The following is a 15433-nucleotide window of genomic DNA, read 5'->3' as shown; positions in this document are numbered from 1 at the left end:
AACACCCAAGGAACTTATGAATATTTTATTAACCGGTGGCACCGGTTATGTCGGTTCACATTGTGCTGTTGCACTGCTGCAGGCGGGTTATCAGGTGACTTTGCTGGACAACTTATCCAACAGTGATCTCAGTGTGGTAGCGCGAATAGCTCAGTTAGCGCAGGGCGGCAGCGGCAGCAATACCAGACTGCCGCAGTTTATCGAGGGCGATATCCGCAATGAAGCACTGCTGGACGAGGTACTGGCGCAAGGCGATTTTTCGGCCGTATTACATTGTGCCGGCTTAAAAGCTGTGGGTGATTCCTGGCAACAGCCACTGGATTATTACCAGCACAATGTTGCCGGCAGTCTGTTACTGGCCGCGTTGATGCAAAAACACCGGGTGCCTTGTTTGTTATTCAGCTCCTCGGCCACTGTTTACGCAGCGTCTGAGCAAGCGCTTGATGAACAGAGTCCCTGCGCGCCAGCCAGCCCTTATGGTCGCAGCAAATATTTTGTTGAATCCATACTTGCTGATCTTTGCCAGGCAAATCCGTCTGTCAGTGTGATTTTATTGCGTTATTTTAATCCGGCCGGTGCGCATCATTCGGGCCTGTTAGGCGAGTCGCCCACCGGCACACCCAATAATCTGCTGCCTTTTGTGGCGCAGGTGGCCAGTGGCGAGCGCAGTGAAATTCAGATTTTTGCGAACGACTACCCCACAGCCGACGGCACAGGGGTACGGGATTATATTCATGTCGAAGATGTGGCCAAAGGCCATTTGCTGGCGCTGCAGCACCATCTGACCGACCCCGGCCTGCATCTGTATAACCTGGGCCGTGGCCAGGGTTATTCGGTGCTGGAAGTGATCCGCGCTTTTGAACGCTCTTGTGGCCGCTCCTTGCCCTATCGGGTGGTGGCAAGGCGCCAGGGCGATGTGGCCAGCACTGTGGCCTGTGTTGCCAAAGCCAGAGCACAACTTGGTTTTGTCGCAGAGCGGGACTTACAACAAATGACCGATGACGCCTGGCGCTGGCAACAGCGTGATCGCCACAGCCATCAGCCGCACAAAGCCGGAGGGGTGGATGAATAAGCCTGAACAGCAGACAGCGCCAGAGCAGCTGCAACCGGTGTTTATGCAACACGAACATCCGCACCGGAGGTTCAATCCGCTGACCGGCGATTGGGTGCTGGTGTCTCCGCACAGAGCCAAACGTCCATGGCAGGGGCAGCTGGAAAGTACAGACCCTGAAATGCTGCCCTCCTACGACCCGGAATGTTATTTATGTGCCGGTAATCTTCGTATCAGCGGTGAGCGCAACCCCAACTACCGCAGCCCTTTTGTGTTTACCAACGATTTTGCCGCGTTAAAACCTGATGGCCCCGGTTATCAGCATAATCAGGATGATTTGTTCAGACTGCAGTCGGTACAGGGCACCAGCAGAGTGATTTGTTATTCGCCGGATCACAGCAAAACCCTGCCGGAATTAAGCCAGGCGCAAATAGTGCAGCTGATCCAAAGCTGGATAGACCAATACCGGCAATTGTCGGCGCAGTATCGCTGGGTGCAGGTGTTTGAAAATAAAGGTGCGATAAACGGCTGCTCTAACCCACACCCGCACGGCCAGATCTGGGCCAGTAACTTTATTCCCACTTTGCCGGCCAAAGCCGACAAAGCGCAGCGCCGTTATCTGCAGCAACATGGCAAAAACCTGTTATTGCATTACGCCCATGCCGAGCTGCAGCATCAGGAGCGGCTGGTGCTGCACAACGAACACTGGCTGGTGGTGGTGCCTTATTGGGCCAGCTGGCCTTTTGAAACCTTGTTATTACCAAAAGCGCAGGTGGCGCGGATGGAACAGCTAAGCGCTGCCCAGCAACTGGCGCTGGCCGATATTCTGCAACGGCTGACCAGCCGGTATGACAACTTATTCCAGTGTGCTTTTCCTTATTCAATGGGCTGGCATGGTGCGCCTTATCCGGGGCGCAGCATAGATGAACAAGAGCTCAAAGCAGCTGAACAAGAGCGCAGCATAGATCAACAACAGCGCAGCGTGAATGAACAAAAGCGCGGCCTAGATGAACAAGAGTGCTGCGCCGATGAAACGCAGCACTGGCAATTACACGCCCATTTTTATCCGCCGCTGCTGCGCTCCGCCAGCATCAAAAAGTTTATGGTAGGGTATGAAATGCTGGCCGAAACCCAGCGCGATATGACACCGGAGCAGGCCGCTGAACGTTTGCGCAACCAAAGCGACATTCATTATAAAAAACAAATGGTTGAGAAAGATCATGCAGGAACGGAACATGGATAAGCAGCCAGCACAGTTGGTGGCATTACAACAGGCTTTTGCCAGCCATTATCACCAGCCACATCAGCTGGCGTTTCAGGCGCCGGGCCGGGTCAATCTGATTGGTGAACATACCGACTATAACGACGGTTTTGTGTTGCCTTGTGCCATTAACTTTTACACCTGGGTGCTGGCAAACCGGCGACCGGACCACAAAATTCGTGTGCTGGCACTGGATTATCAGCAGCAGGATGAATTTGACCTCAGTGCGCCAATAGCGGCTCATCCCTGTTACAGCTGGGCCAACTATGTGCGCGGTGTGGCAAATAACCTGCTGCAACAAGGTTATGAGTTGCAGGGTTGTGATATTGCCATCAGCGGCAATGTGCCCAAAGGTGCCGGCTTAAGCTCGTCGGCCTCGCTGGAGGTGGCGCTTGGCCTTTGTTTGAGTACTGTCAGTGGTTTTGAATTGTCCGGGCGCGACAATGCACTGAATGGCCAACAGGCGGAAAATCAGTTTGTGGGTTGCCAGTGCGGCATTATGGATCAGCTGATTTCAGCGCTGGGTCAACAAGGCAAAGCCCTGCTGATCGATACCCGCAGTTTAGGTTGCGCCGAAGTCAGCATTCCACAGTCATTGTCGGTACTGATTATCAACTCTAATGTGCAGCGGGGTCTGGTGGACAGTGCCTATAACCAGAGACGGCAACAATGTGAAGCCGCGGCCCGCAAACTGGGTCTGGTGGCACTGCGGGATATCAGCGACCTGGAGCTGAATCAGCAGCTGTATAAACTCAGTCCGCTTGAAGCCAAACGCGCCCGCCATGTGGTCAGTGAAAATCAGCGCACCAGGCTTGCCGCCAGAGCTTTGCAACAAGGGGACATCCGCTTGTTAAGCACGCTGATGGCGCAGTCGCATCAGTCGATGCAGCAGGACTTTGAGATCACAGTGCCGGCGATTGACCTCTTGGTGCAGCTGGTCAGTGCCGTGGTGGGGAATGAAGGCGGTGTGCGGATGACTGGCGGTGGTTTTGGTGGTTGTGTGGTGGCGCTGTTACCCAGCGACAAAATAGCGCAGGTGCAGGCTGTGGTGGCGACAGAATATCCGGCAAAAACCGGCTTAAAGGCCGATATTTTTGTCTGTGAAGCCAGTCAGGGAGCAACACAACTGTGACCAGGCCGGCAACAGCGGATGCTGCATTAAGCTGTATCACCCTATCTACTGAGGCCGGGCTGGAGGTGGATGTGTTGCCTTTTGGCGCTTATATCAGCGCCATCCGCTGTTTTGGCCAGCAGCTGACGTTAAGTTACCCAACGCCAGCTTATTATCAGCACGATCCTTATTATCTGGGCGCTACAGTGGGGCGTTATGCCAATCGTATCCGCCAGGGCCGGTTTTATCTGGATCAGCAGTTATATCAGCTGGATACCAATGCCAATGGCCATTGTTTACATGGTGGAGCTGGCCAGAGCGGCGCTTTACACCAGCAGCACTGGCAGCTGCTGTGGCACAGCACAGATGGACTGCAGCTGTATTTATTGTCGCCACAGGGCAGCTGTGGTTTTCCCGGTGAAGTGCAGCTCTGGTGCACAATTATGCTAAAGGACAGCCAGCTTTATTGTGAATACAAAGCACTGAGTGACCAGGACACAGTGCTGAATTTAACCAACCATTGTTATTTTAATTTAAACAGTGACGGCGGCAGCATCGACAATCACCTGCTGCAATCGGATGCCAGCCATTATCTGCCGACAGATGCTGATACCTTGCCCACAGGCGATATCTGCGCTGTCGCGGGCACAGTTTTTGATTTTCAGCAACCCACAGCATTGTCGCAGCGGTTACAGCAACCGGCGCTTCACAACAAAAGTGGTTTTGATCACTGCCTGGTCTGGCCCAAGGCGGCCAATTCGTCTGAACTGCAATGGCGCGCCAGCTTATGGTCACCGCAAAGTGGCGTGCAGCTGCGGCTTTTCAGCAATAAACCCGGTTTGCAACTTTATACCGGCCAGTATTTAGCCACACCTTTTTTGCCGCGTCAGGGCTTGTGTCTGGAACCCCAACACTGGCCGGATGCACCGAACCAGCCGCACTTTCCACCGGCGCTGTTAAAAGCCGGCCAATGGTATCAGCATCAGCTGTGTTATCAGTTTTTACAAAAGCCGGATGAGCTGTGGCCCACAGCACACAGCGGTAGTCAACAGACCACTACGGGAACAAAACTATGACGCTCAGTACTTTAGATTTAATCATTGTTGCTTGTTATCTGCTGGGGCTGTTGCTGCTGGCTTATCAGGTATCGCGGGAAAAAAGTGGCCACGCCAAAGGCACCAATGACTATTTTCTGGCCGGCAACAGCCTGCCCTGGTGGGCGATAGGCGCGTCGCTGATTGCCGCCAATATTTCGGCAGAACAAATTATTGGGATGTCGGGGTCGGGTTATGCCATTGGTCTGGCCATTGCGTCTTATGAATGGATGGCGGCCATCAGCCTGATTATTGTGGGTAAATATTTCCTGCCGGTATTTTTGAAACGGCAAATTTATACCATGCCGCAGTTTTTGCAGCAGCGTTTTGATAACAGGGTGCGCACCACTTTGGCGCTGTTCTGGCTGGCGGTTTATGTGCTGGTGAACCTGACGGCCGTGTTATGGCTGGGCGCGCTGGCGGTCAATGCCGTTACAGGTCTGGCGCTATTTGAAAGTATGTTGTTGCTGGCGCTGTTATCGCTGACCTACTCGCTATATGGCGGTCTGAAAGCGGTGGCCTTTACCGATATTATTCAGGTGGTGTTGCTGGTGGCCGGCGGTTTGTTTTTATCTTATGTCACTTTGCAGCAAATTGGCGCCGGTGCCGGTGTGCTGGCCGGTTTAGACCAACTGATGCTGCAGGCACCCGATAAATTTGACATGATTTTAAGCCCGGACCATCCACATTACGCCAGCCTGCCCGGTTTGTCCGTGCTGCTGGGCGGTCTTTGGGTGATGAACTTATCCTACTGGGGTTTTAACCAATATATTATTCAGCGGGCGCTGGCCGCCAAAGACTTAGCCGAAGCGCAAAAAGGTATTGTTTTTGCGGCCTTTTTAAAAATTCTGATGCCGCTTATTGTGGTGTTGCCCGGCATTGCCGCTGTATTAATTCTGCCCGATTTAGCCAAGCCGGATCAGGCCTACCCTGCGCTGATGAACCTGATGCCGTCCGGCATTAAAGGTTTGATTTTTGCAGCTTTAGTGGCAGCCATTTTGTCGAGTCTGGCCTCTATGACCAACAGTGTCGCCACTATTTTTACCATGGATATTTACCGTCAGCTAAAACCTGCGGCCTCACAACAGCATTATGTGCTGGTGGCCCGGTTGACCGGGGTTGGTGCCTTGCTGCTGGCTTTAGTCACAGCAAAACCACTGCTTGGCGATTTTGATCAGGCCTTTCAGTATATTCAGGAATTCACCGGCTTTTTTACCCCGGGCATAGTGGCGCTGTTTTTACTGGGGATGTTTTGGCCGCGCACCACGGCCAACGCCGCTTTAGCTGCGGCTATTGGTTCGGCCCTGTTGTCGCTGTTGGCCAAACAATTCTGGCCTGAGCTGCCTTTTATGGACAGAGTCGGTCTGGTGTTTTTAAGTTGTCTGCTGCTGGCCGTGCTGGTCACTCTGGCCGAACAAAAGCCGGTACCGGCCACCGCAGTTCAGCTGTCGGATATCCGCTTTGACACTAAACCGGCTTTTAATCTGGCGGCAGTGGCGGTGTCGCTGGTCGTCGCCAGCTTTTATTACGCCTGGTGGTAACAAGCCCGTTTTTTAGCAGGCAAGGGCAACTCGCCCTTGCCTGGGCTGCGATTATTTTTGGCTTAAAAGCAGTGCGTCAGCTGCTATGGCCTCACTCGCTGGCGCAGCTGTCTGCTGCCGTGTTGTCGCAAACAGCTGATAACAGAGCGGCAGCACAAAAAGTGTAAACAAGGTACCTAATAACATACCCGCCACTAACATAATGCCAATGCTGTTGCGGGCTTGCGCACCGGCGCCACTGACCAGCACCAGTGGAAAATGGCCAAGCACAGTAGCCGCAGTTGTCATCATCACAGGGCGGAACCGGCTGACTGCTGCTTCAATGGCGGCCTGAGCCCGGCTTAAACCCGTCAGTTGCAGATGATTGGCAAATTCCACAATCAGAATGCCGTTTTTTGCCACCAGCCCAACCAGCGTCACCAGGCCAATCTGCGAATAAATGTTCAGCGTGGTGAAGTCCAGATAAGACAACAACATTGCCGCCGACAAAGCCAGCGGTACACTGCCAAAGAGCACCACCAGCGGGTCACGGAAGCTGTTAAATTGCACCGCCAGCAGCAGGTACACCACCAGTAACGACAACATCATCACCTGCAACATAGAAGTGCCCTGCTGGCGGAGTTGTCTGGACTCCCCGGCATAATCCAGCAGGTAACTTGCTGGCAGCAACTGATGCGCTGCAGCTTCCAGTGCCAACAATGCACTTTCTTTGGTACTGCCAGGAGCTACCCCGCCATAAATGCGCACCGCATTTTGCTGGGAAAAACTATTGAGCTGACGGGGCACTGTTTGCCAGTGCAGCCGGGCAATATCAGACAAGGGCAACAGACTGCCGTCCGCGGTTTTGATCGGTAAATCCAGCAAGCGGCTGACATCAGCACGCAAATTCTGGCTTAAAAGCGGGATCACCTGATACGCCTTGCCCTGAGCATCAAACCTGTTGACATAATTTCCCGACAGCAACACCGACAACTGCTGGCTGACATCGGCGATTTGCAAGCCTAAATCGGCAATTTTATCGCGGTCTAACCGCAATTCAGTCTGGGGCAAATCAATTTTTAAATCGGTGTCAGCATATAAAAAATGGCCACTGGCAAAGGCCGCCCCCACCAGCTTATCAGCGTATTCTTTCAGCTCCTGATAAGGCGCATTGGCTTTGACCACCAGCTCTACATCAAACTGGCCGGCAGTGGGCAAAGGCGCAGGCATAATGGGCAAAGGCTGAATACCGGGCTGCGCCGACAATACACCATATACCTGCCCCAACAACTGCTGGGTACTTTGCTGCCGCTCTTTTGCGGGGCTGAATTCGATACCGCCAAAAGCGCCATTGATAAAAATATTCTGCCACATCTGTGTTGCACCCGGCAGTTTTAACAGGTCATCCACCATAGGCCGCATTTGTTGTTCGTTATATAACAACGAAGATTCCGGCGGCGACTGCACCAGCACATAAATACTGCTTTGATCTTCCACCGGCGCCAGCTCTTTTTGTGAGCCCTGATAAAACGGCAGCAATAACAGGCTGAGTAACAAAGCGCTGCTTAATAACTGCAACCGAAACCGCTGGGCCCACAGCAGTGCACGGCGGTATAGATGACTAAAACGGCCAAAACTGTGGTTCACCCTTTGGCTGAACCGGCTTTCCCGCCCGGCGTCGGCAATCACCCAACTGCTCATCACAGGCGATAAAGTCACAGCCACCACGCCGGAAATAATCACCGCAATGGCCAGGGTAAAAGCAAACTCACGGAACAGCACCCCGCTCAGACCCGATAACAAACCAATAGGCGCATACACAGCTGCCAGCGTCAGTGTCATGGCCACTATCGGCGTAAACAATTGCCGCGCACTGAGTAAGGCCGCCTGATAACGCGAATGCCCCTGACGCACCAGCCTTGCCACGTTTTCCACCACCACAATGGCGTCATCCACCACCAGCCCCACCGACAGCACTATCGCCAGCACCGTTAACAGATTCAGTGAAAAACCCGCCAGACTGATAGCGGCAATGGCGCCGAGAATAGACACCGGAATAGTGACCAAAGGCACTGCGGCAGTGCGCAGTGAGCCCATCATCAGTAGCACCACCAGTGCCACCAGCAAAATGGTTTCCGCCAGGGTGATAAAAATTTCTTTCAGCGCATCCCGCATATACAAGGTGCCGTCGTAGGCGTATTGGATCTCAACCCCGTCCGGCAGCGTCGGGTTCAGCGCCGCCGTTGCCGCATAAAGCGCATCACCCACCGCTATTTCATTGGCGCCGGGCAAAGGCCAGACCGACAGGTACACTGTGTCCTGCTGATCAAGCCGCGCTGTCATCACCGCCTCTTCATGCGCCAGCGCCACTGTGGCCAGATCGCGCAGGTACACAGTTTGTCCTTCTGCCTGACGCACAATCAGACTGGCAAAGTCTTCAGCGGTGGCCAGTTGGGTATTGGCAACTAAATCAATACGTTGCTTGCTGGTTTCGGTAAAACCTAAGGTGGCAATACTGTTATTGGCCGCTAACGCCTGCCAGACATCATCGGGGCTTAAATTAAAGGCGCTGAGGCTGTCTGCATCCAGCGTCACCCGCATCGCCGGGGTACGACGCCCTTCAATATCCACTTTTTGTACACCGGGAATATTGCCAAGCACAGGGGTCACCTGTCTGGATAAATAGTCGGTTAACTGACTCAGTGGAATACCAGCTGCACTGACATTTAAATAAAACAACGCATGAGGCCGGTCGGCCCTTTTTACGTTTACCAGCGGATCTTCAGCCCCGGCGGGCAACTGGTACCGGATCTGGCTGAGTTTACTGTTCAGCTCGGCCAGCGCCCTGGTACTGTCTTCATTCAGGCGCAGATAAACGGTGACTTTGCTTTCACCGGCTTTACTGACTGAGTCCACATAATCAAGCCCCGGAATAGTGGCGGCCACCCGCTCTACCGGATCGGTAATAAAACCTTTAACTGTGGCCGCTGCCGCGCCGGTATAGCGGGTGCTGATTTCCAGCGCTGTACTTTCCAGACGCGGAAACTGTAAGACGGCAATTTCTTTTGCTGCCCACAGCCCACCAAAACAAATCAACAATGAAAAAACAATGGCAAGAATAGGACGACTGACAAAAATGTCGGTGCTGCGCTTAGCTGAACTGCTCATGTTCAGAACTCCGCCGCAGCAGTCAGGCTGTCGGCTGCTTTGGCTGTTACTTGTGCCCTTAACCCATCCCGCAGTTTAAAAGCACCTTCATTGGCGATCAGCTGCGCCTGTTGCAAGCCCGCAGTCACCAGCACCTGCTCCCCCAACCTGGCCCCCAGCTGCACCTGTTGTCTTTTGGCTCTGAGTACGCCGGCGGGGTCTTTTTCCAGTAAATACACATAGTCACCCAGTTGATCCCGCACCACTGCCGTGGCCGGGATCACCGGCAACTGCTGCGATACACCAGTGGCAAAATCCACCTGCACCAGCTGATTGGCACGTAACTGTTGTTGACTGGCCGGCAAACTGGCCCGGTATCTGAGCTGGCGCAAACGGCTACTGACTTCAGCTTCCACTGAAACCACCTGCGCCGTCATCGCCTGTGTTTTGCCAGGCAGATACACATCCACTTTGTCGCCCTTTGCCAGCTCAGGTAATCCCTGAGGCACCGAAAAATCCACCCAGCTGTGGTCGGTCAAACCAACCAGTGTGGTTAACACCAGATTCCGCTCTAAAAACTGGCCTTGTTGCAGATCATGAATGCCGGCCCTGGCACGAAACGGCGCTCTGAGCACTTTTTTGCCAATCACGCTCTGCAGTACCTGTTGTTCCGCCTGCAATTCACTGAGACGGGCCTGCGCCAGTTCCAGTGCTTCGGTACTGACTTTTTGCCCTTGGTACAGTTGCTGATAACGCCGCACTGTTTTTTGCTGTTGTGCCAGCCGCACTTCAGTAGCGGCCAGCCGCGCCAGCTCTTCCTGATGATCAATTTCCAGCAACACCTGATTTTTTTCCACCACAGCACCTGAACTGAAATTTAACCTGCTGACAGTGCCGGACAATTCATTGGTCAGTTGCAAATATTGCGGCGCTTTGAGCACACCACTGACCTGTCGTCTGGGTTGATACAGCTGACTGGCGACAGTTTGTGCTGTGACGGTGGCGGATTGTTCCATGTTGCCAACCGGGCCACTTTGCTGCCACTGGCGTAACAAACTGACCAAGGCAGCAAGCAGCGCCAACAAAATAACGGTAATAGACCATGGCATCAGTTTCATCGGTGTCCTCCTGACAGGCTGACTCTGACACAGAGCAGCAATGTTTACATAAAGTATCTTTACATGAAGATATATGTCGAAATTTTTTTTGTCAACCAAAAGCCTGACTGCCATCTTGCTGCAGTTGCTGGCAATAACGGGCATGCACTACGGCAAGTTCGGCGGCAACTGCAGTGGTATGGCGCAGTACAGCCGCATTGGCCTGTGCCGACAAACCCGCCGTGGCCTTTTCAACGGCTTTCATAATAAAACGGGTCAGGCCATTACCGCTGATGCCCGCTTGTGCCGCTGCCGCAGTCGCTTCAGTAATGGCCTGCTCTACTAAAGCGGCGTCCAAAGCGTCTGCTTCTGCTGTGGGTGTACAAATCAGCGTGCTGATACCGGGGGCTATTGCAGCTTGCCATTCAAGAGCGGCCGCCAGCTGCCATGGGTCATCCAGCCGTCTCGGGGCTTTTAAACCGGAAGATCGACAATAAAACGCAGGAAAATCATCAAACTGATAAGAAACTACAGGCACATTATGGGTTTCCAGAAATTCCAGCGTCAGTCCCAGATCCAGGATATTTTTAGCACCGGCACAAACCACCGCCAGCCCGTTTCGGGTCAGTTCAATTAAATCTCCGGAAATATCCATACTCTGTTGGGCACCACGGTGCACCCCTCCCAAACCGGCCGAAGCAAAAAAGCGGATGCCGGCATGGGCGGCAATTTGTAAAGAACAGGCCACAGTAGTGGCACCACTGCTGCCACTGGCCAGCACAAAAGCTAAATCACGGCTGCTGATCTTTGGGATTTGCGGCCGGGTGGCCAGATACTCCAGTTCGTCTTCAGTCAGACCAACCCGGATTTCGCCATGCAATACCGCCAGTGTTGCCGGCACAGCACCTTTGGCGCGCACTATCTGTTCCAGCGCCAGCGCCGTTTGCAGATTCTGCGGGTAATCCAGCCCCTGACAAATCACATTGGACTCCAGCGCAACCACGGCTTGTTGTTGCGCCAGTGCCGCCTTTACTTCGGCGCTGTAATAAAGTGGCAGCGGCAGAGTAGCCCTGCCGGTAAAAAGGGATTTTTGCATCATGTATTCCAGACAATAAATAACGGGCCGGGCAGACCGGCCCCAGGGTTGATAAAAACCCCGCGTTTTATCACGCGGAGCCTGCAGCAATACTGACTCAGGCAGACTGCAATTTTTCCAGTTGCCGGCTCAGCTGCTGGTAACGCTGAATGTAACCACTGAGCTCTTTCATGCCGCTGGCCTGCAACAGGCTGTAATGACAAGCCTCCAGCTGCACTTCTACTAAGCCCAGCTCGCGGCCGACCGCCTCAATAAAGGCGTAATCATCGCCTCTGGCTTTAAACAGCACTGGCGCAACTTTCAGCCGGCGCTGACTGAGTTCGGCAAAGGTATAACGGTACTGATAGGTTTGACGCACCAGGCTGACAATATGGTCCACCAGCTTTCTGGGCAATGTGCGGTAATGCTGACAGATAAAATCGACAAAGGAGTCCTGACAACGGGCTTGTTGCAGACATTGTTGTAACAAAGGTCCGCTGATTTTCTGTGCAAAAACCGAATACAACACTGTGACAAAAGCGGGTTCGGCAAAATCAGCCAGACCGCTTTGATTTTCACACTGGAGTTTTGGCGAACCAGGAGCCAGTAAAAATAACTGTTTCACCACATCACCCTGCTGTTCCAGCTGATAAGCCACTTCAAAGGCCACCCTGGCGCCAAAAGAATAACCCCAGATGCGGTAAGGCCCTTCTGGCTGCACCTGTTTCAGCAAAGCAATATCCGCCTGCGCCATAGCGCTGATATCGGGCTGGATCTGTTCACCTGGCTCCAGACCTTCGGCTTTCACACCATAAAAATTCTGCCCGCCGGCCGTGGCTTCGGCCAACAACCGCAGATTCATCGGATAACCACCCAGGCCGGGCCAGCAGAAAATATTCTTTTCGCTGTGCGCCTGATGCAGCAGCAATAACCGGCTCTGCGCTTTGTCCTCTGTGGCGGCTTGTTGCACTAATTCCGCCAAAGCCGCGATAGTGGGCGCGGTAAAAATGGCCTGCATCGGTAATTGCAAACCGAACTGCTGATTGATCTGATGCATCAGCGCCACCGCTTTTAACGAATTGCCACCACAGGCAAAAAAGTCATCCAGTACCGACACCTGCGCCAGCCGCAGACTTTGTTGCCACAGGCTCAGCAATATGGTTTCAGTGTCGTTACGGGGTGCCAGCATAGGAGCTGCATTGTTGCTGCTTTGCACCTGGGGAGACTGACGCAGCGCCTGCATGTCAATTTTGCCGTTGGCAGTGTGCGGGAAGCGGTCAAACACCACAATATTGTTCGGAACCATATAAGCCGGCAGGCTGTTTTGCAGTTCATCCCGCAAAATTTCGGCCGGTCCGCGCATATGGATACTGTCTTCCTGCATGCCGGTGCAGGCTTGCTGCTGCGGGCTGACTTTGCCACCAATGGCAAAATAAAATGCCGCTTTTGGCATCTGCCGGGCGTCACAAAGTGCATCCATCCGAAGCGCTGCATGAAGCGGATGGCCGGATTTTGAACTGTAGCCCGACGACATCAGGCCCAGCTGCAAACCATTTTGTTGCAGTTGCTGTAAACGCCGGCCCAGTGCAATGTACTGATACCAGTGGTCCTGACTCTGGCTGAGCAGGCCAATACCAAAACTGGCACGCTGATACACCTGCTGATTAATGGCAATAACGTCTGATTCTTCAATACGTTGCTGGTCAAGAAACTGTAAAGTAGCGTCCTGCCACAAGTACTGGCCCTCAGCCAACCCCGTCACTGCACCTGGCTGCACCTGCAAAATCTGTGTCACAGGGCAATCCGGTGCCTGCCAACTGTCGACGGCAAAAGACCCCAGATACAAATCCTGCACATCCACCGCCAACAGCGGCTTGAGCTCTGGCGCAAAACTGTGTTCTGTGATGCCAAGACCAAATTCAGGCAACACCTGATCAAACAGCCCCAGCATATGGCCGGCTTCCATCTCCAGCACTTCGGCAATATTGTTCTGATACACAGGTTCAATAGCGCTCACCCGGCCAATAAAATGCAGCTTCAGGCCAGGTTTTGCCGCTGCAGTTTTGCCGGCCACTAAATACAGGCTGTGCTGCTTTGGCTGGTAATAATAAAAACCACTGTCCAGGCCAAACAGCCCGTCAATTTCCAGATAAAGCTGCGTCGCGTATAAAGCACCGGGTGAGGCAAAGCCATATTTAGGTAACAGCCGCTCGCTGCTGTGATACTGGCCAAAATAACGCAGCAGATAACCAAAGTCGGCAAAACTCAGGCTCGGCAACGATCTGACTGCGGCAGGCACTGGTGCTGTACTTTGTAACAGCGCAGTCAATTCTTGCTGACTCACAGCCCCCCCCTGAAAAAAGCGGTAGGTTTTACGGGCAAATACCAGCGCTTTTTGTCCGGCCGAAGCTTCAGCGCCCGGCAGCGGTAGCTGGCTGTATCCCAACAGTTCATGCTCCTGGCGTAGTCCGGCATCAGACAACTGGGCTTTAACCTGTAATTTATTTTGTTTTGACTGATGGTGCGCGCCCTGGCGGCCCTGATCCATCAGGCTGGCTTGTTGTTTGTCCAATTCAATACAGGCAATCAGCTGATCACTGCCGGTTCTGCTGTCGGGTTGCACCAGCACAGCGGCATTTTTGATCCAGCGGTGTTTTTCAATCTGCAACCGTATTTCATCCAGCTCCACTCTATAACCACGCAGCTTCACCTGATTATCCACCCGGCCGACAAAATGGGTATTGCCATCTGCGTCCATCCGCGCCAGATCGCCGGTGCGGTACAGACTTTGATGCAAAGGCTCACTGCTGTGCGGATTTGGGATAAAACGTTCTTCAGTGAGATCTGGCCGCTGATAATAACCGCGTGCCAGCTGGATACCACTGATATAAAGTTCGCCGGTTTCACCAGGCGCCACCTGTTGTAAAGCCGCATCCAGCACATAATAACGGCTGTTTGCCACCGGGTAACCAATAGGCACCGCCAGCGGGATTTGCGCCAGCTGATTGGCCGTCACTTCAAAAGCAGAAGAATTAATAGTGCACTCGGTTGGGCCATACAAATTCACCAGCCGGCACTTGTTAAAAGTGTTCAGCAGATCTGTCGCCAGTTGCCGGGTTAATAACTCACCACCACTGAAAATAAACTTTAAACCACTGGCGATACTGCAACCCGGCACTTCCAATAATGCTTGTAATAAGGTCGGCACGCCTTGTAATACCGTGACCCCAAGCTCGGCCACTGTATCTAATAAAGCCGGTGGGTCGCGGTAAATGCCCGCAGCCCCCACCACCACAGTCGCGCCCATAGCCGACGCCAGAATTTCCCACTGCGCCGCATCAAAACTAAAAGGTGTTTTTTGCAAAATGGCCGTGTTGTGGTCAAAACCGTATTCCGTTGCCAGCCACTGCAGCTGCGCAGTAATACTGCGGTGTTCAATCATCACCCCTTTGGGTTTGCCGGTACTGCCCGAGGTGTAAATCATATAGGCCAGCTGCCGCTCATCCAGCCGGGGCTTAAATGGCGATATACCGGCAGGTAAATCTTCCACTGTCAAAATAGTCAGAGTGTCAGGTGCCAACTGCTGCAGTTGTGAGCGCAAATGCCGCTGGGTTAACACCACGGACACACCGGCATCCTGCAACATGTATTGAATACGCTCAGCCGGATATTCAGGCGACAATGGCAGATAACAGCCTCCGGCAAACAGAATGCCCCACACGCCACGGATCAAGTCAGTACCAGGCTCCATAAATAAACCAATACATTGGTCCTGTGGTTGTGTCTGGTTGACCAATACCTGGGCAATGTCACCCGCCTGCTGCACCAGGCTGGCAAAACTCAGTTCCTCCTGCTGTGTGCGCACCGCCACTGCATCCGGCTGGCGCTGGCATTGCCATAACAATAATGTGGCCAAATCGCTGCAACCCTGTGCAGATTGTCTCTGCAACTCTGCCTGAATAGGGCACACTGTAATAGTGGCCTCTGACTGTACTCTTTCCATTCTGTTTGCCTCCTTGTCATTGAATAAAAGTCGTTTGCTAAAAACTTACCGGCGACTGCTAAAGCGCCGCTGTT

Annotated in this window: 9 protein-coding genes; 5 read left to right on the top strand and 4 right to left on the bottom strand. The window is 53.2% G+C overall.

Annotated features, from left to right (window positions below; genetic code table 11):
- The first annotated feature begins 16 nt into the window (after window positions 1–16).
- From galE to N3Z11_RS03355, 5 genes are read left to right on the top strand one after another with little or no spacing between them, the layout of a single operon-like run.
- Window positions 17–1072 carry a UDP-glucose 4-epimerase GalE gene (gene galE / locus N3Z11_RS03375; RefSeq protein WP_260655727.1) on the top strand — a complete coding sequence of 352 codons (1056 nt, stop codon included), beginning with the start codon at window positions 17–19 and terminating at the stop codon, window positions 1070–1072.
- The gene (locus N3Z11_RS03370; RefSeq protein ID WP_260655726.1) at window positions 1065–2294 is read left to right on the top strand and encodes a UDP-glucose--hexose-1-phosphate uridylyltransferase; all 1230 of its coding nucleotides are present in this window, start codon (window positions 1065–1067) and stop codon (window positions 2292–2294) included. The genes galE and N3Z11_RS03370 overlap by 8 nt, the downstream gene beginning before the upstream one ends.
- Complete coding sequence (galK, locus tag N3Z11_RS03365) at window positions 2287–3444, top strand: galactokinase (RefSeq protein WP_260655725.1); 1158 nt, start codon at window positions 2287–2289, stop codon at window positions 3442–3444. Before N3Z11_RS03370 ends, galK begins: the two co-directional genes overlap by 8 nt.
- Window positions 3441–4499, top strand: a complete 1059-nt coding sequence (locus N3Z11_RS03360) for an aldose epimerase family protein (protein WP_260655724.1) — start codon at window positions 3441–3443, stop codon at window positions 4497–4499. The genes galK and N3Z11_RS03360 overlap by 4 nt, the downstream gene beginning before the upstream one ends.
- Window positions 4496–6058, top strand: a complete 1563-nt coding sequence (locus tag N3Z11_RS03355) for a sodium:solute symporter family transporter (RefSeq protein WP_260655723.1) — start codon at window positions 4496–4498, stop codon at window positions 6056–6058. Before N3Z11_RS03360 ends, N3Z11_RS03355 begins: the two co-directional genes overlap by 4 nt.
- Before the next feature lie 51 nt (window positions 6059–6109).
- On the opposite strand, the gene N3Z11_RS03350 is transcribed toward N3Z11_RS03355, so the two are convergent.
- The 4 genes from N3Z11_RS03350 to N3Z11_RS03335 form a co-directional block, all read right to left on the bottom strand.
- Window positions 6110–9205: an efflux RND transporter permease subunit gene (locus tag N3Z11_RS03350; protein ID WP_260655722.1), complete on the bottom strand. Its 3096-nt coding sequence runs from the start codon at window positions 9203–9205 to the stop codon at window positions 6110–6112.
- Between the two features lie 2 nt (window positions 9206–9207).
- Window positions 9208–10302, bottom strand: coding sequence for an efflux RND transporter periplasmic adaptor subunit (locus N3Z11_RS03345; RefSeq protein ID WP_260655721.1), 1095 nt, complete (start codon window positions 10300–10302; stop codon window positions 9208–9210).
- Window positions 10303–10393: 91 nt separating this feature from the next.
- Window positions 10394–11377 carry a pseudouridine-5'-phosphate glycosidase gene (locus N3Z11_RS03340; RefSeq protein WP_260655720.1) on the bottom strand — a complete coding sequence of 328 codons (984 nt, stop codon included), beginning with the start codon at window positions 11375–11377 and terminating at the stop codon, window positions 10394–10396.
- A gap of 97 nt (window positions 11378–11474) precedes the next feature.
- Window positions 11475–15359, bottom strand: a complete 3885-nt coding sequence (locus N3Z11_RS03335) for an amino acid adenylation domain-containing protein (RefSeq protein WP_260655719.1) — start codon at window positions 15357–15359, stop codon at window positions 11475–11477.
- Window positions 15360–15433 lie beyond the last annotated feature (74 nt).

It is taken from the genome of Rheinheimera sp. 4Y26 (assembly GCF_025245835.1).
GTDB lineage: Bacteria > Pseudomonadota > Gammaproteobacteria > Enterobacterales > Alteromonadaceae > Pararheinheimera.
Note: the sequence above shows the minus strand (reverse complement) of the source record. Positions and strands in the feature narration are given on the sequence as shown.